The 19,016-nt window shown below is 59.4% G+C and carries 20 protein-coding genes; 14 read left to right on the forward strand and 6 right to left on the reverse strand.

The annotated features are described in order from the left end of the window. Window positions 1-234: 234 nt before the first annotated feature. The 6 genes from RYB09_RS22730 (at window position 235) to RYB09_RS22755 (ending at window position 5,646) form a co-directional block, all read left to right on the forward strand. Entirely contained in the window at window positions 235-1,587 is a 1,353-nt protein-coding gene (locus tag RYB09_RS22730) for a M16 family metallopeptidase (protein WP_002555633.1), read from the forward strand. Next, complete coding sequence (locus RYB09_RS22735; protein WP_316890325.1) at window positions 1,584-3,077, forward strand: pitrilysin family protein; 1,494 nt, start codon at window positions 1,584-1,586, stop codon at window positions 3,075-3,077. Before RYB09_RS22730 ends, RYB09_RS22735 begins: the two co-directional genes overlap by 4 nt. Next, a complete protein-coding gene (gene rsmD, locus RYB09_RS22740; RefSeq protein WP_003411937.1) occupies window positions 3,077-3,661 on the forward strand; it encodes a 16S rRNA (guanine(966)-N(2))-methyltransferase RsmD in 585 nt (194 codons plus the stop codon). The genes RYB09_RS22735 and rsmD overlap by 1 nt, the downstream gene beginning before the upstream one ends. Window positions 3,662-3,925: 264 nt before the next feature. Beyond that, window positions 3,926-4,204 carry a type II toxin-antitoxin system RelE/ParE family toxin gene (locus RYB09_RS22745; protein WP_058401209.1) on the forward strand — a complete coding sequence of 93 codons (279 nt, stop codon included), beginning with the start codon at window positions 3,926-3,928 and terminating at the stop codon, window positions 4,202-4,204. A 12-nt stretch (window positions 4,205-4,216) separates the two neighbouring features. Further along, the gene (locus RYB09_RS22750; protein ID WP_058401186.1) at window positions 4,217-4,510 is read left to right on the forward strand and encodes a HigA family addiction module antitoxin; all 294 of its coding nucleotides are present in this window, start codon (window positions 4,217-4,219) and stop codon (window positions 4,508-4,510) included. Between the two features lie 110 nt (window positions 4,511-4,620). Next, a complete protein-coding gene (locus RYB09_RS22755) occupies window positions 4,621-5,646 on the forward strand; it encodes a hydrolase (protein WP_316890328.1) in 1,026 nt (341 codons plus the stop codon). A 16-nt stretch (window positions 5,647-5,662) separates the two neighbouring features. Here the strand turns inward: RYB09_RS22755 and RYB09_RS22760 are convergent, their stop codons facing one another. Together RYB09_RS22760 and RYB09_RS22765 are read right to left on the reverse strand one after the other, a co-directional pair. Further along, on the reverse strand, window positions 5,663-6,520 hold the full coding sequence (locus RYB09_RS22760) for a sulfurtransferase (protein ID WP_058408318.1): 858 nt from the start codon (window positions 6,518-6,520) through the stop codon (window positions 5,663-5,665). 54 nt (window positions 6,521-6,574) lie between these two features. Beyond that, entirely contained in the window at window positions 6,575-7,237 is a 663-nt protein-coding gene (locus RYB09_RS22765; RefSeq protein ID WP_005744091.1) for a TetR/AcrR family transcriptional regulator, read from the reverse strand. 314 nt (window positions 7,238-7,551) lie between these two features. Here RYB09_RS22765 and coaD point away from each other — a divergent pair, with 314 nt between their 5' ends. Together coaD and RYB09_RS22775 are read left to right on the forward strand one after the other, a co-directional pair. Beyond that, window positions 7,552-8,031, forward strand: a complete 480-nt coding sequence (gene coaD / locus RYB09_RS22770; RefSeq protein ID WP_002555639.1) for a pantetheine-phosphate adenylyltransferase — start codon at window positions 7,552-7,554, stop codon at window positions 8,029-8,031. 98 nt (window positions 8,032-8,129) lie between these two features. Beyond that, window positions 8,130-8,381: a YfhL family 4Fe-4S dicluster ferredoxin gene (locus RYB09_RS22775; protein ID WP_003316325.1), complete on the forward strand. Its 252-nt coding sequence runs from the start codon at window positions 8,130-8,132 to the stop codon at window positions 8,379-8,381. An 8-nt stretch (window positions 8,382-8,389) separates the two neighbouring features. Here the strand turns inward: RYB09_RS22775 and RYB09_RS22780 are convergent, their stop codons facing one another. The 3 genes from RYB09_RS22780 to RYB09_RS22790 all read right to left on the reverse strand — a co-directional run bounded on the left by RYB09_RS22780 (window position 8,390) and on the right by RYB09_RS22790 (window position 10,494). Continuing rightward, window positions 8,390-8,728, reverse strand: a complete 339-nt coding sequence (locus tag RYB09_RS22780; protein ID WP_004663352.1) for a hypothetical protein — start codon at window positions 8,726-8,728, stop codon at window positions 8,390-8,392. A 98-nt stretch (window positions 8,729-8,826) separates the two neighbouring features. Beyond that, the gene (gene mutM, locus RYB09_RS22785) at window positions 8,827-9,639 is read right to left on the reverse strand and encodes a bifunctional DNA-formamidopyrimidine glycosylase/DNA-(apurinic or apyrimidinic site) lyase (protein ID WP_004654856.1); all 813 of its coding nucleotides are present in this window, start codon (window positions 9,637-9,639) and stop codon (window positions 8,827-8,829) included. A gap of 42 nt (window positions 9,640-9,681) precedes the next feature. Beyond that, window positions 9,682-10,494 (reverse strand): HDOD domain-containing protein, encoded by an 813-nt coding sequence (locus tag RYB09_RS22790; RefSeq protein ID WP_172680529.1) that lies wholly within the window; start codon window positions 10,492-10,494, stop codon window positions 9,682-9,684. Window positions 10,495-10,732: 238 nt separating this feature from the next. Here RYB09_RS22790 and RYB09_RS22795 point away from each other — a divergent pair, with 238 nt between their 5' ends. Beyond that, window positions 10,733-11,272, forward strand: coding sequence for a type 1 glutamine amidotransferase domain-containing protein (locus RYB09_RS22795; RefSeq protein ID WP_005735018.1), 540 nt, complete (start codon window positions 10,733-10,735; stop codon window positions 11,270-11,272). Between the two features lie 81 nt (window positions 11,273-11,353). Beyond that, on the forward strand, window positions 11,354-12,550 hold the full coding sequence (locus RYB09_RS22800) for a class I SAM-dependent rRNA methyltransferase (RefSeq protein WP_005744093.1): 1,197 nt from the start codon (window positions 11,354-11,356) through the stop codon (window positions 12,548-12,550). Between the two features lie 112 nt (window positions 12,551-12,662). Here RYB09_RS22800 and RYB09_RS22805 read toward each other — a convergent pair whose 3' ends face one another. Then, window positions 12,663-13,409: a TraX family protein gene (locus RYB09_RS22805; RefSeq protein WP_058408321.1), complete on the reverse strand. Its 747-nt coding sequence runs from the start codon at window positions 13,407-13,409 to the stop codon at window positions 12,663-12,665. Between the two features lie 99 nt (window positions 13,410-13,508). Between RYB09_RS22805 and RYB09_RS22810 the strand changes: the two genes are divergently transcribed. From RYB09_RS22810 to mdtD, 4 genes are all read left to right on the forward strand, one after another. Then, a complete protein-coding gene (locus tag RYB09_RS22810; protein WP_058401182.1) occupies window positions 13,509-14,549 on the forward strand; it encodes a low specificity L-threonine aldolase in 1,041 nt (346 codons plus the stop codon). Window positions 14,550-14,674: 125 nt separating this feature from the next. Then, on the forward strand, window positions 14,675-16,117 hold the full coding sequence (locus tag RYB09_RS22815; protein WP_230017039.1) for a TldD/PmbA family protein: 1,443 nt from the start codon (window positions 14,675-14,677) through the stop codon (window positions 16,115-16,117). Then, the gene (locus tag RYB09_RS22820) at window positions 16,117-17,442 is read left to right on the forward strand and encodes a TldD/PmbA family protein (RefSeq protein ID WP_058401180.1); all 1,326 of its coding nucleotides are present in this window, start codon (window positions 16,117-16,119) and stop codon (window positions 17,440-17,442) included. The genes RYB09_RS22815 and RYB09_RS22820 overlap by 1 nt, the downstream gene beginning before the upstream one ends. A gap of 9 nt (window positions 17,443-17,451) precedes the next feature. After that, the gene (gene mdtD / locus RYB09_RS22825) at window positions 17,452-18,864 is read left to right on the forward strand and encodes a multidrug transporter subunit MdtD (RefSeq protein WP_058401179.1); all 1,413 of its coding nucleotides are present in this window, start codon (window positions 17,452-17,454) and stop codon (window positions 18,862-18,864) included. The last annotated feature ends 152 nt before the right edge of the window (window positions 18,865-19,016 follow it).

The following is a 19,016-nucleotide window of genomic DNA, read 5'->3' on the forward strand; positions in this document are numbered from 1 at the left end:
GCGGGGCGCCAGAGGGCGACCCGGAAAAATTCTGACATGCAAAACAGACTGCGTTTAGGACTTCTTGTTCACTCAACGGCCGCGTGAAGCGCTACCTTTACCTGCGTTTCAGACAGGTTTCACTCGCAATCGGCCAGTGAAGGCTGTCTCTGAAGCAAACGGATCAGTATCCTAACACCCCCGCGCCCGCCGACGCTAAGTTCACGCGGGCCGTCCTACAGGTTCAAACTACGAATGAATGCTCTAGCCCGCCGCGCCGCAGGCCTGCTGCTCAGCACTATTTGTCTGCCTTTGACAGCATTGGCTGCTGATTCGCAACCGACCCATGAATTTACCCTGGACAATGGCCTGAAGGTTGTCGTCCGCGAAGATCACCGCGCTCCGGTGGTGGTTTCCCAAATCTGGTACAAGGTCGGCTCCAGCTACGAAACACCCGGCCAGACCGGCCTGTCCCATGCCCTTGAACACATGATGTTCAAGGGCAGCAGCAAGACCGGGCCGGGTGAGTCTTCACTGATTCTGCGCGATCTGGGCGCTGAAGAGAATGCGTTCACCAGCGATGACTATACCGCCTACTATCAGGTCCTGGCCCGCGATCGTCTGAGCGTCGCCCTGGAACTGGAAGCCGATCGCATGGCAACCCTGAAATTGCCCGCCGATGAGTTCAGCCGCGAGATCGAAGTCATCAAGGAAGAGCGTCGCCTGCGCACCGATGACAAGCCGATGGGCAAGGCATTCGAACGTTTCAAGGCGATGGCCTACCCTGCCAGCGGCTATCACACGCCGACCATTGGCTGGATGGCGGATCTGGAGCGCATGAAGGTTGAAGAGCTGCGCCACTGGTACGAATCCTGGTACGCACCGAACAACGCCACGCTGGTGGTGGTTGGCGATGTGCAACCGGACGAGGTCAAAGCCCTGGCAGAGCGTTTCTTCGGCCCGATCCCGCGCCGCGACGTGCCGCCCTCGAAAAAACCGCTTGAACTGGCCGAGCCGGGCGAGCGCAAGATCACTCTGCACGTCAAAACCCAGTTGCCGAGCCTGATTTACGGCTTTAACGTGCCAAGCGTTGCGACCGCTGAAGACCCACGTTCGGCGAATGCCCTGCGCCTGATTGCGGCACTGCTCGACGGTGGTTACAGCGCACGCATTTCCTCACGCCTGGAACGTGGCGAAGAACTGGTCTCCGGCGCATCGTCGCGCTACGACGCATTTGCTCGCGGCGACAGCCTGTTCATGATCAGCGCCACACCCAACCTGCAAAAGAAAAAGACCCTGGCCGATGTGGAAGCCGGCATCTGGCGTCTGCTCGACGAGCTGAAAACCAAGGCACCGTCCGCCGAAGAACTGGAGCGCGTTCGGGCTCAGGTCATTGCCGGTGTGGTCTACGAGCGCGACTCGATTACCAGCCAGGCGACCATGATCGGCGAGCTTGAAACCGTCGGCCTGTCCTGGAAGCTGATGGACAATGAGCTGGAAGCCCTGCAGAGCGTGACCCCGCAGGACATCCAGAAAGCAGCCAACACCTATTTCACCCGTGAGCGCCTCAGCGTTGCGCACGTTCTGCCTGAGGAGAAAGCCAAATGATCACGCGCAACGCTCCACGTCATGCGCTGCTTGGCCTGATCCTGGCCGGTTCGCTCGGCACCTTTGTCGCACTGCCAGCCGTGGCCGACAACGCCGCCCCTGCCGAGCAGGGCCAGGCTGCTCCGGCACTGGGCAATAACCTGCAAACCCTCAAGGAGCTGGACGGCAAGGCACCAGCCCGTCGTGCCCTGAACATCCAGACCTGGAATACCGCCGAGGGTGCCAGGGTGCTGTTCGTGGAATCGCGCGAATTGCCGATGTTCGACATGCGCCTGACATTCGCCGCAGGCAGCAGCCAGGACCAGAAATCGCCCGGCATTGCCCTGTTGACCAACGCCATGCTCAATGAGGGCGTCAAAGGCAAGGACGTCAACGCCATCGCTCAGGGCTTCGAAGGCCTGGGAGCGGATTTCAGCAACGGTTCCTACCGCGACATGGCGGTCACGTCCTTGCGCAGCCTGAGTGCTGCCGACAAGCGCGACCCGGCCCTGAAGCTGTTCAGCGAAGTCGTGGGCAAGCCCACCTTCCCTGCCGACTCTCTGGCCCGTATCAAAAACCAGTTGATCGCCAGTTTCGAGAATCAGAAACAGAACCCCGGCGCTATCGCCAGCAAGGAACTGTTCAACCGTCTGTACGGCGACCATCCCTACGCTCACCCGAGCGAAGGCGACGCAAAAAGCATCAATGCCATTACCCTGGCTCAGCTCAAGGCTTTCCACGCCAAAGGTTATACGGCAGGCAATGCGGTGATTGCTCTGGTAGGCGACCTGTCGCGGGACGAAGCGCAAGCCGTCGCGGCGCAGGTTTCCGCTTCGCTGCCCAAAGGCCCGGCGCTGGCGAAGGTCGCTGATCCGGTTGAGCCGAAGGCAGGCACCACGCATATCGAATTCGCGTCCAACCAGACCCACCTGATGCTCGCGCAACTGGGCATCGACCGTAACGACCCTGATTACGCGGCGCTGACCGTGGGTAACTCGGTACTGGGTGGTGGCGGCTTTGGCAGTCGACTGATGACCGAAGTGCGGGAAAAACGCGGCCTGACCTACGGTGTGTCGTCAGGCTTCACCGCCATGCAGGTTGCCGGGCCGTTCATGATCGGCCTGCAAACGCGTGCGGAAATGAGCGAAAACACCCTCAAGCTGGTGCAGGACATCGTTCGCGACTTCCTCGCCAACGGCCCGACCCAGAAAGAAATCGACGATGTGAAACGCGAACTGACCGGCAGCTTCCCGCTCACCGCAGCCAGCAATTCGGCCATCGTGGGCCAGCTAGGGGCAATCGGTTTCTACAACCTGCCGCTGACCTACCTTGAGGACTACATGGCCGCCGCCCAGAGCGTGACCGTCGAACAGGTGAAAGCTGCGATGAGCAAGCACCTGAGCGCCAACAAGATGGTCATTGTTACCGTTGGCCCGACCGTGGAGCAAAAGCCACTGCCAGCGCCGACAGACAAACCCACCCGCCAACCTGTAGGGGTCCCGGAACACTGATGGCCAATCCACGTCCGAAGGGCCACAACGGCCTGGGTCAGCTTCGTATCATCGGCGGAGAATGGGGCAGCCGTCGCCTGACCTTCCCCGACGCCCCCGGCCTGCGCCCGACGCCTGATCGGGTGCGCGAAACCCTGTTCAATTGGCTGGCACCCTACATCGCTGGTGCCAGGGTGCTGGACGTTTTCACTGGCAGCGGCGCACTGTATTTCGAAGCCCTGTCCCGTGGCGCCAGCATGGGTCTGGCGCTGGACAGCAACGCGGCGGCCATCGCCAGCCTGCGCCAGAACCTCAACGCACTGAACTGCACCAGCGGCCAGGTCTCCCAGACCGACGCCCTGCGCCATCTGGAAACCGCCACGGCATCGCCCTTTGACGTGGTGTTCCTCGACCCGCCCTTCCATCAAGGCCTGCTGGCTTCAGCCTGCAACCTGCTGGAAAGCCACGGCTGGCTGGCCGACACCGCCTGGATCTACACCGAAAGCGAAACCCCGCCATCGACCACCGGCTTGCCGGGAAGCTGGCGATTGCACCGCGAGAAAAAGGCTGGTCAGGTGTATTACGCGTTGTGGCAGCGGGGCTAGGCCGCTTTCATACGCTACTGGGTGGAGCGCATGGCGCGCTCCATTCTTGCCTCAATATCCCTCTCAGATCATGCGACCTACTTGAATTAAAGACCCATCCTACGTCGCACTCGTTGACCCGTAATCGCAAAAATAGTCCCATTTGCTCACGACATTTACACGTTCTGCATGGCCTCTGCGTGCATGAAGGAAAGTTATGAACAAAGAAAACAGGACAGCAAAATGGCGATTGCGGAGTGTGATGTGCCGCATCACAATCACAGCTTGATTGTCAGCTGGAGACACAAGGGTCTCAGGATTTTTTTTGAAACCGGCTCTACAAGCGGAATCAGGGCAGATCATTCAAGACGTATCGCACATGTCCTGATGGTTCTGAATCGAGCGAAAGTGCCAGCTAACATCAATATACCCGGCTGGCGGCTTCACCCCCTCAGGGGAGAACTGGAAGGGTTCTGGTCAATAACTGTAAACGCCAACTGGCGTATTATTTTTCGTTTCCTAGAGACAGATGTCGAGCTGGTCGATTATCTGGATTACCACTGAGCGGAGGTCCCTGTGGAAATGCATAACCCCCCACATCCGGGTGAAATCCTGCTTGAAGAGGTGATTCCTGGTCTGCAGACCACCGTTTCGGAGTTCGCCAGTCATCTGGGCTTTGCCAAAGAGACCCTTTCAGAAATACTGAATGGGCTTGCACCTGTGAGTCCTGACCTGGCAGTAAGGCTTGAGCGGGCGGGCATCAGCAGCGCGCGTCTTTGGCTGAGCATTCAGGCTGATCACGACCTGTGGCAGGCCGAGCGTCGCGAGCAGCCGCCAATCGAGCCTTACGTCAGAGCGGGTCAAGGTTAGCAACGCATCACGGGGACACGCCACCACGCTACTTGAATCTCCCCTTACATCCCGGTCCACTTAATGGCAACGTACAGCTTCAGTCACTGCACCGATCGTTGAGCAAGCACGTGTCCACACGCCCTACCTTTCTGTCCCATGCCAATCCATTCATCCCGGCCGTCGGCATGGGCAATCCGCATTTGCAGACGCTGTGGGGGCCGCTGCTGCGCAGGCCGACGTTGCTGGCGCGCACTCGCGAGCGGTTGTGGTTGAAGGATGGGGATTTTCTGGACATGGACTGGCATGGTCCGGATGAGCCCGATAAACCCCTGGTTCTTGTACTGCACGGCCTGACCGGGTCGTCCAATTCGCCGTATGTAGCCGGTCTGCAAAAGGCCATGGCGGCGCAGGGCTGGCCCAGTGTGGCGCTGAACTGGCGCGGGTGCTCGGGAGAGCCGAACCTGCTGTCGCGCAGCTATCACTCAGGCGCGAGCGAGGATCTGGCCGAGGTGATCGCTCATTTGCGTTCGCTGCGGCCATTGGCTCCGATTTATGCGGCGGGGTATTCGCTGGGCGGCAATGTGTTGCTCAAGTACCTGGGGGAGTCCGGCGCCAGCAGTGATCTTCGGGGCGCGGTGGCGGTGTCAGTGCCGTTTCGGCTGGACGAATGCGCCAACCGCATCGGCCAAGGGTTCTCCAGGGTTTATCAACGACACTTCATGCGCGAAATGCTGGCGTATATCCGTGACAAGCAGCACCGCTTCCAGCATGAAGGCATCAGCGGGGGGCTGGCCGAACTCGCCGCGCTGGGCTCGCTGGAGAACATGCGAACGTTCTGGGACTTCGATGGACGGGTGACTGCACCGCTGCATGGTTTTACCGACGCCACGGATTACTATCGCAGGGCATCCAGCCGCTACTATCTGGGTCAGATTCAGACGCCGACGCTGATCATCCAGTCCAGCGACGACCCGTTCGTGTTCCCCCACAGCCTGCCCGAACCGAGCGAGCTGTCGCCCTGCACCGAGTTTGAGCTACACGCCAGAGGCGGGCATGTCGGTTTCGTCGACGGCTCGTTGCGCAATCCGGGCTATTACCTTGAGCGCCGCATCCCGCTTTGGCTAAGCGCCGCACATCAGCGCGAAAACGCCTGATCAGGCTGACGACGGATCAAGCGGCGCCCGTGGCGATTTCATGCTCAGGATCGTTGATCCACTCGCTCCACGAGCCCGCATAAAGCGTTGCCAGCGGATACCCGGCCAGACACAGGGCGAACAGGTTATGGCAGGCCGTGACGCCTGATCCGCAGTAAGACACCAGACTTTCCGGCGGACGACCCTGCAGTTTTTCGGCAAAACGCTGCCTGAGCTGCTCAGGTGGCAAAAAGCGTCCATCCGGCCCGAGGTTATCGGTGCAGGCCGCACACTGAGCACCGGGAATATGCCCGGCGACCGGGTCCAGAGGCTCTACTTCACCTCGGAAGCGCGCTTCGGCGCGGGCGTCGATCAAGGTCATTTCCGGGCGACCGAGGCGGCCGTGCAGGCGACTGCCGCTGAGCACCATCGACATGTCCGGCTCACCGCTGAAACTGCCCGGTTCACGATTCGGCGCGTCGAGGCTCAACGGCAGTCCGGCAGCGTGCCAGGCTTTCAGCCCTCCATCGAGCAGGTACACGCCTTCGCGCTTGCCCATCCAGGCCAGCAACCACCAGGCGCGCGCGGCATACATTCCAGGTCCGTCGTCGTACAGCACGACATCGCTGTCAGCGTTGATGCCCCATGCCTGAAAACACTGTAACAAGACTTCCGGGTCCGGCAGCGGGTGGCGGCCTGTTTTGCCTTTGATCGCTGGCCCGCTGAGGTCGCGCTTCAGATCGGCAAAGGACGCGCCCTCGATACGCCCCTGGGCGTAACTGCGCTGACCGTAATCGGAATCTTCAAGCGCATAACGGCAATCGAGAATCACCAGACCTGGGGTTTTCTGTCGTGCAGCCAGTTGCTCGGGGCTGATCAGTTGCGCAATGGACATGACACACTCCTGTGGCAGAGAACCGACAAGCGGGCCGCTCATCGGCTCTGAAATTCACATCAGAACCTCAGGCAACGTCGAGTGAAACGTTTCGCATAGCGCGTCGAACGCTTCGCGAGCCTGAGGCGCGACAAACACAGATTCGAGCATAAGTACCTGATAGACGCCACGTCGAATCGCCGATTCGTTCAACTCTGTAGCGTTTTCCCGGTTGGTGCACAGAAAACGCACCCACGACGTCAGAACGATCCAGGTGTTGAGACTGGTCCACTCGATCTGCGATTCATCCATTTTCAGGATGCCAGCCTTGATAAACCCCCGATAGATAGTCATCGCCTGCATCAGGCAGCGATACGAAAAGCGCCGGTAACGCCTCGCCAGCTCTGCATCCGACGTCAGTAGATGCTCAAGGTCGCGGTGCAGAAAACGGTAGCGCCACATGGCGTCCATTATCGCCAGAAAATAGTCGCGCTTGTCTTCGATGGTCGGCGGGCGGTCGGCAGGCAGGGTCAGAAAACTGCCCACCAGCGTTTCATACTCGGTGAACAGCTCGGCGATGATCACCTGCTTGTTGGCGAAGTGGTAATAGAGATTGCCGGGCGAGATTTCCATGTGCGCAGCAATATGATTGGTGGTCACGCTTCGTTCGCCCTGCTGATTGAACAGCTCCAGACTGGTTTGCACGATGCGTTCACGGGTTTTGGTACGGGTTGCCATGCGGACAAGGCCACTCTAAGTGCTAATCAGATGATGGCAATCTTAACGCAGGCAGATGCCGCAATGGTGGCAGAATCGAAGCAGCACCAGTGACGAGTCGACGCAGGCAAGCTGAACACAAGGTGTCTTAGCCAATTGCTGCGCGTCGAGCATCATCCGCACCACAGTAAATAGCCCCAAAATCGGGGGTTTGGGCTGAAACATGGCCGATAATCGGCGCAATACGACACTTGGCGCTTATTACGCAGCTTGGCCCATCGGGAAGGCTGCGATACCATCCGAGTCCCACAACGGACTCCGACCAGGACGACGCGATGAACCGAGTGTTGTACCCAGGCACCTTCGACCCGATTACCAAGGGCCATGGAGATTTGGTCGAGCGCGCCTCGCGCCTGTTCGACCACGTGGTCATTGCGGTTGCCGCCAGCCCGAAGAAAAACCCGCTGTTTCCTCTGGAACAACGTGTCGAGCTGGCCCGCGAAGTCACCAAACACCTGCCTAACGTAGAAGTTGTCGGCTTTTCGACGCTGCTCGCGCATTTTGCCAAGGAACAGAATGCCAACGTCTTTCTGCGCGGTCTTCGCGCGGTGTCGGACTTCGAGTACGAGTTTCAGTTGGCCAACATGAATCGTCAGCTGGCACCGGACGTCGAAAGCCTGTTCCTCACACCTTCAGAGCGCTACTCGTTCATTTCCTCGACGTTGGTGCGTGAAATCGCGGCGTTGGGCGGTGATATCACCAAATTCGTTCATCCTGCTGTCGCTCAGGCGCTGACCGAACGTTTCAAGCGCTAGACGCACTGCATGTGAAGGTGCATCCCGAAGCCTAATGCGGCACAATTCGCCGCATTGGTTTTAATGTGCCCCGGCGTCGGCTGCGGCAGGAGCAATTCATGTCCCTTATCATCACTGACGATTGCATCAACTGCGACGTCTGCGAACCCGAGTGCCCAAACGAGGCGATTTCACAAGGCGAGGAGATCTACGTGATCAACCCGAACCTGTGCACCGAATGTGTGGGTCACTACGACGAGCCTCAATGCCAGCAGGTTTGCCCGGTCGACTGCATCCCCCTGGATGAAAATCACGTCGAGAGCAAAGAACAGCTGATGGACAAGTACCGGATCATCACCAGCAAAGCCTGATACAGCCTTTACTGCTGCTTGCCATACCCGTCACCGGTGCAACCCAGGCAACGCACAAAGGCTGCCTTGCCCGGATCGACCACCAGCGCCTTGCCCGTTGCGCCGAGGTTGCCGCCTGCCGCTGCAAAAGGCGCAGCAATCACGAACAGCCCTGTACCGATGACCGTGGCCGCGATCAACAGCGGTCGGGCGATCAGCAGATCGCCGATCATCGCGAACGCTGGCGGGTTCTGAATGGTGTAGACCGGATCGCCGCTGCCGGTGGAGACATCGGCGGCAATCGCAGGCAGTGCCTGCAGGCCGACAAACAGCGCCAGCGTGGCAGCAAGAATACGAAACGGGCTCATGGCTTGGTCCTTCAGGCGTAGCAAATAATTAAGGTGCTATCACTATAAACAGGGGTGCAGCTTAAGCAAGTGGCCTTGCGCTCTGCGCCTCTCGTATTTCAGCGCTGGCATTTTGGACAATAAACACTGGCGCGCTGCCCCAGCTTGATTTCACGCAACGTTGTACCGCAGACCTTGCATGGCTGGCCGCCACGCCCGTAGACAAACAATTCCTGCTGGAAATACCCCGGCTTGCCGTCGCCGCCGATGAAGTCACGCAGCGTGGTGCCGCCGCGCTCTATAGCGTAGGCCAGAATGCGCTTGATCTCGATGGCGAGCTTGAGATAACGCGCCCGTGAGATTCCTCCAGCTTCGCGTCGCGGGTCGATACCCGCCGCGAACAGCGCTTCGGTCGCGTAGATATTGCCCACCCCGACCACCACGGCGTTGTCCATGACAAACGGTTTGACCGCAATCGACTTGCCGCGCGAGCGCTCGTAAAGGCGCTCACCGTCGAACAGATCGGTCAGCGGCTCCGGCCCAAGACGAATCAACAATTCGTGGTTATGCGGATCAAGGCTCCAGAGCATCGCCCCGAATCGACGCGGGTCGGTATAGCGCAAGGCCAGCCCGGACTCCAGTTCGATATCGACATGCTCGTGCTTGAGCGCCGGAAGCCCGGCCTCGACAAGGCGCAGATTGCCCGACATGCCCAAATGGCTGATCAGCGTACCCACTTCGGCCTGAATCAGCAGGTACTTGGCGCGCCGGTCCACCTGCACGATGCGCTGTCCGGAAAGTCGGATGTCCAGGTCTTCGGGAATGGGCCAGCGCAAACGGCTGTCGCGCACGATAACGCGGCTGACACGCTGACCTTCAAGATGGGGCGCAATGCCGCGACGGGTGGTTTCTACTTCGGGTAATTCAGGCATGGATAACTCGGTTTTACAGGGATGACAAGCCAGCGCACAGACTCAACGTGCGCCCAGCTCGCGGATGCTTTCCCTCAGGTATTCAAAGTCATATTCGGACAAGCCCACGTAGTCCAGCACCAGCGCACCAATGCATTCCCATTCGTGATCTTCGTCCTGATTGCCCAGTACCTGGTAGGACTGGCAGATGTGCTCAGCCATTTTCAGGGGCGCCAGGAGGTTCTTGAGCGGGGCATTGCGACTGGTATCGTCCTGAAAAATCGCCAACGCGTTGTGATGATTGGCGATCGCGTCAGTCACGTGCGCAGGCAAGCGCCATGACTTGGCCGTGTAATAGCCGACCACCGAGTGGTTGGTATCGAACGCGGCGTTTTCAGTATCGACGATGCGACAATCAGGCCCTGCGTTGGCGTAGGCTTCTTCAAGGACCGGCATGTAATTCGGGAAACGCTTGAGCATCAGCGGAATACCGCAGTCATGGAACAGGCCCAATGCGTAGGATTCATCCACAGTCTGCGAGCCGATGCGCTTGGCCAGGGTCAGACTGGTCATTGCGACATCCTGCGCGGTATCCCAGAAGCGGTTGAGCGCGACGATGGTCTCATCGGTCATCTCGCCCCTGATCGACTGCGCGTTGATCAGATTGATCACGGTACGGCTGCCCAGCAGATTCACAGCCTTGTCAATCGAGGCGATCTTGTTGGACAGGCCATAGTGCGCAGAGTTGACGATCTTCAGCAGCGCCCCGGACAACCCCGGATCTTGCGCAATCAACCGCGCAATTACACCCAGGTCCGGATCGGGCATGTACTGCTCCATCTGCAGATCCACCATGATCTGCGGCTGCGGAGGCACACTGATGCCCTGCAACGCTTGCTGGATCTGTTCTGGGCTTAGCTCTTCGGACATAGGAATTTACTCACCGTAATGACTGGATTCTGACCCCTTGCGGGGAAACGGTCCATCACCCGAGACGAAGATATTCTCGGAACTTTGCCACATGCCAGGCTTCGGACCTTGTGTTGACGGCGTATATAGCGGCCTCAAAACGGCCGCCAGACGCCACCCTGAAAGCCCGACACTGGAGGATCCCATGTCTAAAGCACTGACTGGCAAACGCATCGCAATTCTTGTAACCGACGGTTTCGAACAGGTCGAACTGACCGGTCCGAAAGAAGCGCTGGAGCAAGCAGGTGCCACCGTGGAAATCCTTTCCACCGAAGAAGGCCAGGTCAAAGGCTGGAATCACGACAAGCCTGCCGATGATTTCAAGATCGACCGCACGTTCAAGGCGGCCAACGCCAGCGACTACCATGGCGTGGTTCTGCCAGGCGGCGTACAGAACTCCGACACCATCCGCATAGACACTGACGCCCAGAAGCTCGTCAAGGACATTGAGGGTTCCGGCAAACCAGTGGCGGTTATCTGCCATGGCGGCTGGCTGTTGATATCGGCAGGCCTGGTGAAGGGTAAGACCCTGACCAGCTTCAAGACGCTGAAAGATGACCTGGTCAACGCTGGCGCCAAGTGGGTTGATCAGGAAGTTGTCACCGACGGCACGCTGATCAGCAGTCGTCAGCCTGATGACATCCCGGCCTTCAACAGCAAATTGATTGAAGCGCTGTCGGCGTAACAGGTTGCGATTATTGTAGTCATCCCGGCGCACTACCGGGATGACGCGCTATAATCCCGCTCTTTTTTCAGGAGCGACGTCATGTCCCTGCCTAGCTTGCGCCTCAAAGCCAACGCCGACCGCCGCCTGCGCGCCGGTCACTTGTGGGTCTACAGCAACGAAATCGACGTAGCCGCCACCCCGCTGCATGGTTTTGCAGCCGGTGATCAGGCAATCCTCGAAGCTGCTGGCGGCAAGCCGCTGGGCATTGTCGCCATGAGCCCCAACAACCTGATCTGCGCACGCTTGCTGTCGCGCGATATCAAGCTGCCGCTCGATAAGTCTCTGCTGGTCCATCGCCTGAACGTGGCGCTGTCGCTGCGCGAGCGCCTGTTCGACAAGCCTTTCTACCGCCTGGTCTACGGCGATTCAGACCTGATGCCGGGTCTGGTGGTGGATCGGTTCGGTGACATTCTGGTTGTCCAGCTGGCCTCGGCCACCATGGAAAACCACAAGGAAGACATCATTGCCGCGCTGGTTCAGGTCATCAAGCCAAGCGGCATCCTGTTCAAGAACGACTCAGCCGCGCGCGATGCGGAAGGCCTGAATCGTTACGTCGAAACCGTGTTCGGCCTGGTTCCCGAATGGGTTGCGCTGGAAGAAAACGGCGTGAAGTTCGAAGCACCGGTGATGGCCGGGCAGAAGACCGGCTGGTTCTACGACCATCGCATGAACCGCGCGCGCATTGCTCCCTACGTCAAAGGCAAGCGTGTGCTGGACCTGTACAGCTACATCGGTGGCTGGGGAATTCAGGCAGCAGCCTTCGGTGCCAGCGACGTGACCTGCGTCGACGCATCATCCTTCGCCCTTGACGGCGTGGAGCGCAACGCAGCACTGAATGGCTTCGCAGAAAAAATGACCTGCATCGAGGGCGATGTCTTTGAAGCGCTGAAAGAGCTGAAGGCCGGTGAAGAGCGTTTCGACGTGATCGTTGCCGACCCGCCTGCGTTCATCAAACGCAAGAAAGATATGAAAAACGGCGAAGGCGCTTACCGCCGCCTGAACGAGCAAGCCATGCGCCTGCTCAGCAAGGACGGCATTCTGGTCAGCGCTTCCTGCTCCATGCACCTGCCGGAAGACGACCTGCAAAACATCCTCCTGACCAGCGCCCGCCATCTGGACCGCAACATTCAGCTACTGGAACGCGGCGGCCAGGGCCCGGACCATCCTGTGCACCCGGCAATTGCCGAGACGCGCTACATCAAGAGCATTACTTGCCGGTTGCTGCCTAATAGCTGATGCCTCCAGCGTCGGAATGCAGTTCACGACGCTCTGCCTTGCAAGAGGACACAGAGCGTCCGGAACGGCATGCGACGCGGAGCGTCGCACGCACGATAGTTGAGGTTATCGTTCAGCCACGCTCCAACGCCGTCCGCAAACCCAGCAATACCATAAAGTGCAGCGGGTAGATCGCATAGGCCCAGCGCCGCATCGGGATCACTGCGAACTTCGGTTTGGTGCGCAGTAGCGCTATGCCCAGCGCAGGTGCCACCAGGCAGGCGGCTATCGAGCCAATGGAAATCGGGTCGCCCCAGCTCGCGCCGGCAATCATCTGCGGCCAGGCATTGGCTGCGAGACAGAAAACTGCCGGAAACACCGAATACCAAAGGCGCTTTTGCAGCACCAACAGAAAAACCAGCGGTAGCAGCACGCCAGCAAAACCAAACATCAATTGTTGCTGAAAAACCGCTCCAAACAGCAGGGCCACGATGGCCATGATCCGCGTCGTCACGTTGCGATGCTGCCAGCCTTGAGCAATCAGTAGCCCCAGCAACAGGGTCGGCATCACGTTCAGCACGGTCACGTCCGCCATGAACAGCCGATACGGTATTTCTGCTAGCGCTGCGAATACCAGCAGCCAGCCCAGATAGCGCCATTGCACCCGCGGGGCCAGAATGGCTGCGCTGCGCCGGGAAAGGTTTACGGCAATTGCCAGACAGAACCAGGGAAAGGCGAAACGCCCCGGTACGTAAAGAAAATCAACTGACCAGCCCACATAGCGAAGATGATCGAGCACCATGCTCAGCATCGCCAGCCACTTGAGCAGGTCCAGCGCCTTGTTGCGTCCGGGCAGAAAAGGCGGGTTGGACAGATCCATATCGCTCCTGAATAGGGAATTGCGTCATGCAGTCAACACATGACCGAACCTTATATTGTCGCTACAGTGCGCACCATAATCGCCCATAAGGAATCGGCCATGACAGACCAAAGCCAACAGTTCGCCAGCGACAACTATTCCGGTATCTGCCCTGAAGCCTGGGCAGCCATGGAGCAGGCGAACAAGGGGCATCAACGTGCCTATGGTGACGATCAATGGACTGCACGCGCATCAGATGATTTCCGCCGTCTGTTCGAAACCGACTGCGAAGTGTTTTTTGCCTTCAACGGCACAGCGGCCAACTCGCTGGCGCTGTCATCGCTGTGCCAGAGTTACCACAGTGTCATCTGTTCGGAAACGGCTCACGTTGAAACCGATGAATGCGGCGCGCCGGAGTTTTTCTCCAACGGCTCCAAACTGCTGACAGCACGCAGCGCAGGCGGCAAGCTGACCCCGGAGTCGATTCGCGAAGTGGCGCTCAAGCGTCAGGATATTCACTACCCCAAACCGCGCGTCGTGACGCTGACCCAGGCCACCGAGGTAGGCGGCGTTTATCAGCCCGAAGAACTCAAGGCAATCAGTGCGACCTGCAAGGAGCTGGGCCTGCATCTGCACATGGACGGTGCCCGCTTCTCCAATGCCTGCGCCTTTCTGGAGGCCTCACCGGCAGAACTGACCTGGAAATCCGGCGTCGATGTGCTGTGCTTCGGCGGTACGAAAAACGGCATGGCGGTGGGTGAAGCCATCCTGTTTTTCAGCCATGACCTGGCTGAAGACTTCGATTACCGCTGCAAACAGGCCGGGCAACTGGCGTCGAAAATGCGCTTTCTGTCTGCCCCGTGGGTCGGGCTGCTGGAAAACGACGCCTGGCTCAAACATGCCCGCCACGCCAACCATTGCGCACAACTGCTGGCCGAACTGGTCAAGGATATTCCAGGCGTGGAGCTGATGTTTCCGGTACAGGCCAATGGCGTGTTTCTGCAATTGTCGGAACCGGCCATTGCAGCATTGACCGCCAGGGGCTGGCGTTTCTATACCTTCATCGGCAACGGCGGCGCACGCTTTATGTGCTCTTGGGACACCGAAGAAGAGCGCGTGCGTGAACTGGCCGCCGATATCAAGCTGGTGATGCAGGGCTGAAGCGTCTGGCTCAAAGCTTGCAGGTGCAGCCTGGCAATCGTGGAGGGTAATCTCCCTCTCAACGGTAATCGGCTCAAAAGGCCGCCCGCACTTCACTGACCACCCTCAAGAAGGAGCTTGTCTGCATGTTCGATTTCTCCGCCCGGCTCAAGCAGCATTTCGCTGCTCTGCAGAGTGAAGCGCAATTTTTTTCCGTACGTTACGTGCACCGCACCGGCCAGCGCCTGTGCGTGCGCAAGAATGTGGCCGAGCCACCGTCGCTGAGCAGCGACGAGGGCGCAATGCTGACCGTGCGCCTGAACGGTGTTGAAGCCTACGCCGCCACCAACGACATTTCCCTTCGGGGTTTGCAAGCCGCCTTGCAGCAGGCCGAAGCGCTGGCACGTCGCCTGGCACCACACGCGTTGCTGAACCTGAGCGATCAAGCTGTCTCGACCGCCAAGGCTGACTATCTGTCGCCGCACATGGATCAAGCCTTCCCGCCACTGAGCGACTGCATCGGCCTGCTGATGGCCGAGTCCAGCGCCGTCCCGAAAGACGAACGGCTGGTCAACTGGCAGGCCGTACTGGGGCTGGAAACGGTTGAGCAGATTTACCTGAACACCGCGGGCGCAGAGCTTCGTCAGGCGCAGCGCTTCGTTTTTCCGGGCCTGAGCGTCACCGCCTACGATGGCCGTGACAGCCAGACGCGTAACCTGGGCGGCGACAACTTCGGCCAACAGGGCGGTCTTGAAGTACTGAGCAGTTGCGGTCTGATCGGCTCTGCGGCCAACGTCGCCGATGAGGCCTTGCAGCTTATCCTCGCACCCAACACACCGTCAGGCCCACGCGACCTGCTGCTGATGCCGGATCAGATGGTGCTGCAGATTCACGAGTCCATCGGCCATCCGCTGGAACTGGACCGGATTCTCGGCGACGAGCGTAATTACGCAGGTACCAGCTTCGTCAAGACGACCGATTTCGGCACCCTGCAATACGGCTCCAGCCTGCTGAACGTGACGTTCGACCCGGACATTCCTGAACAACTGGCCAGCTACGCGCACGACGACGATGGCACGGCCGCCAGTAAACAGTTCCTGATTCGTGACGGCCTGTTGCAACGCCCGCTCGGCGGCGCACTGTCGCAATACCGCAGCGGCCTGGACGGGGTCGCCAACAGCCGCGCCTGCGGCTGGAACCGTGCGCCCATCGATCGCATGGCCAACCTGAACATCGAACCGGGCGACCAGTCACTGGACGGCCTGATCGGTAACATCGAGCACGGCATCCTGATGTCGAGCAATCGCTCCTGGTCCATCGACGACGCGCGCAACAAGTTCCAGTTCGGCTGCGAATGGGGCCAATTAATTGAAAACGGTGAACTCAAGGGCGTGGTGAAGAACCCCAACTATCGGGCGATTTCTGCACAGTTCTGGAAAAACCTCAGCGCAGTCGGTGATGCCAGTACCTTCAAAGTGCTGGGCACGCCCAACTGTGGCAAGGGTGAACCCAATCAGGTGATCCGTGTAGGCCATGCCTCTCCGGCGTGTGTTTTTGCCAATGTCGATGTGTTTGGAGGGGATGCCTGATGTCACACCAACAGCAGTTCGAGGCGCTGGTCGCCGTGCTCAAGGCTGCCATCAGCCCGACGGAACACTTCACCCTGGCCTACGACGCCGAAGCGTCCGACTTCATTCGCTTCAACCACGGCCAGGTTCGGCAGGCCGGGAGCGTGCAGCAGGTCATTGCAACCTTCAAACTGATCGACGACGGACGTCATGCCAACCTGGAAGTGACCCTGTCCGGAGATCAGGAGACCGACACTCGGCGCCTTTCCAACGCCTTGCAGCAGTTGCGCGAAACCCTGCCTTCGCTGGCGAAAGACCCGTATCTGTTGCCTAACACACAGGCCTGGCAGAGCAGCAATGTGCAGGACTTACCGCTGCCGGACAGTGCAAAAGTGGTCGAGCAGATCAGCCAACTGTCAGGCGACCTCGATCTGGTGGGTTTTTACGCGGCTGGCCCGCTGTACCGGGGTTTCGCCAGTTCGTGGGGAGCGCTGGGCTGGCATCAGGCCAACAGCTTCAATTTCGACTGGAGCCTGTTTCATGAAAACGGCCAGGCGGTGAAAGCCAATTACGCAGGTCACGACTGGAACAACGAAGCGTTCGTGCAACGCTTTCAGCAGGCCCGTGAGCAGCTCGAATTTCTCGGCCGTCCACTGCACACCCTCAAGCCCGGTCAATACCGCGCCTATCTGGCTCCGGCGGCACTGGACGAAGTCATTGGCATGCTCAGCTGGGGCGGCTTTTCCGCGCAAGCGGTGGCCAGCAAGCGCAGCCCGTTGCAAAGGCTGTATGACGGCGAGACTCATTTCAGCCCGCTGATCAGCTTCGACGAGCAAGTCAGTGGCTCGCTCTCGCCAGCCTTCTCACGCGAAGGCTACCCGCGCAAGGACCTGAAGCTGATCGTAAATGGGCAGGCCCGCGAGCGACTGGTGGACTCGAGCAGCGCCGCTGAGTACGACCTGCCTGCCAACGGCGCGGATTATGGCGAAGGTCCAAGCGCACTGAGCATTGCCGGCGGCTCGCTGGAGCTGGACCAGATCCTTGAAAAGCTCGGCACAGGCCTTTACATCAGCAACCTGTGGTACCTGAACTTTTCGGATCGCGCTGCCGCACGTCTGACCGGGATGACACGTTTCGCAACATTCTGGGTCGAAGACGGCAAGATCGTTGCACCGGTCAGCACCATGCGTTTCGATGACAGCGCCTACAGCCTGTTGGGTAGCGCACTGGAGGACCTGACTCGCGAGCGGGAACTGATTCTTCAATCGAGTACCTACACTCAGCGCCAGACGGGGTCGATTCAACTGCCCGGCGCTCTGATAAGCCGACTCACCCTAACCTTGTAGCAGGAGCTTATGTCGAACTCAGCAGCGCCAATCATGGATGAAAAGACCCTGCGCTGGATGCCCTGGGTCATCGCCATTGCGTTCTTCATGCAAAGCCTGGACGGCACGATCCTCAACACCGCCCTGCCGTCCATGGCCAGCTCGCTGGCGCAAGACCCCCTGCGCATGCAGTCGGTGGTTATCGCCTACATGCTGACCATCGCACTGCTGATCCCGGCCTCGGGCTGGATTGCCGATCGTTTCGGGATCAAGCGCATCTTCTTCAGCGCCATTTTGCTGTTCAGCTTCGGCTCGCTGCTGTGCGCGCTGTCCTGGTCGCTCAATGTGCTGGTGGCGGCGCGGGTGATTCAGGGGCTGGGTGGCGCGCTGATGCTGCCCATCGGACGCCTGATCGTCTTGCGTGCGTATCCGCGGTCGGAGCTGGTACGGATCATGGGCTTTATCACCGTGCCCGGTCTTCTGGGACCGTTGCTGGGGCCAACGCTTGGCGGCTGGATGGTCGAGTACCTGAGCTGGCACTGGATTTTCCTGCTCAATATTCCGGTCGGGATTCTCGGCTGCTATGCCGTCAAACACTTCATCCCCGACCTTCCCGGAGGCGGTCGAACGCGTTTTGACGGTATCGGGTTCATCCTGTTTGGCGCGGCAATGGTGCTGATCACCATTGCCCTTGAGGGGCTGGGCGAGCTGAACCTGCCACACATGCGCGTGGTGCTTCTGCTGTTTGTCGGGATGGGCTGCCTGGCAGCCTACTGGCTACGCGCCGGGCACATTGAATCGCCATTGTTTGCCCCTTCGCTTTTTCGCACCCGCACGTTTGCCGTTGGCATTCTGGGCAATCTGTTCGCCCGTCTGGGCAGCGGAGCCTTGCCGTTCCTGATCCCGCTGCTGCTGCAAGTGGCGCTGGGGTATTCGCCCTCCGAGGCGGGCATGAGCATGTTGCCGCTGGCAGCTGCAGGAATGTTCGCCAAGACGGTAGCGCGTTGGCTGATCGAGCATATGGGCTATCGCCTCATTCTGACCGGTAACACATTGCTGCTGGGCATCCTGCTGGCAAGCCTGGCACTGGTCGATGTGCAGACGCCGTACTGGGTTTTGCTGGTGCATCTGGGCCTGCTCGGCGCGGTCAACTCCTTGCAGTTCACAGCGATGAATACCGTCACCCTGATCGATCTGGACGATGCCAGCGCGGCAAGCGGCAACAGCCTGCTCTCGGTGGTGGCCCAACTCTCACTGAGCCTTGGGGTCGCAAGCGCTGCGGCCTTGCTGGGCGGTTTCAGCGAAGAAGTTGCCACCGGCGAGCTCAGCAGCGTGCTGGAGGCTTTCCAGCTGACGTTCCTGAGCGTCGGAGTTCTGGCCATGTTTGCCGCCGGGATTTTCCTGCAGTTGCCAGCGAAGGAGGCCAAGGCCGCGACAACCTGATTGACAACCCTTCTGGACAAGAGCAAACCTGCATGGCGAAATCCCCCTTTAAAACAGGGACTTTGCCCGAAAAACGAGCAGTTTCAAGTATCCGACCAGATACATTGAAGAACCTGGGCAACCGGCCGACACTTTTATAGCACTAAGCCACT

This window comes from Pseudomonas syringae group sp. J254-4, from assembly GCF_032586855.1.
Lineage (GTDB): Bacteria > Pseudomonadota > Gammaproteobacteria > Pseudomonadales > Pseudomonadaceae > Aquipseudomonas > Aquipseudomonas amygdali.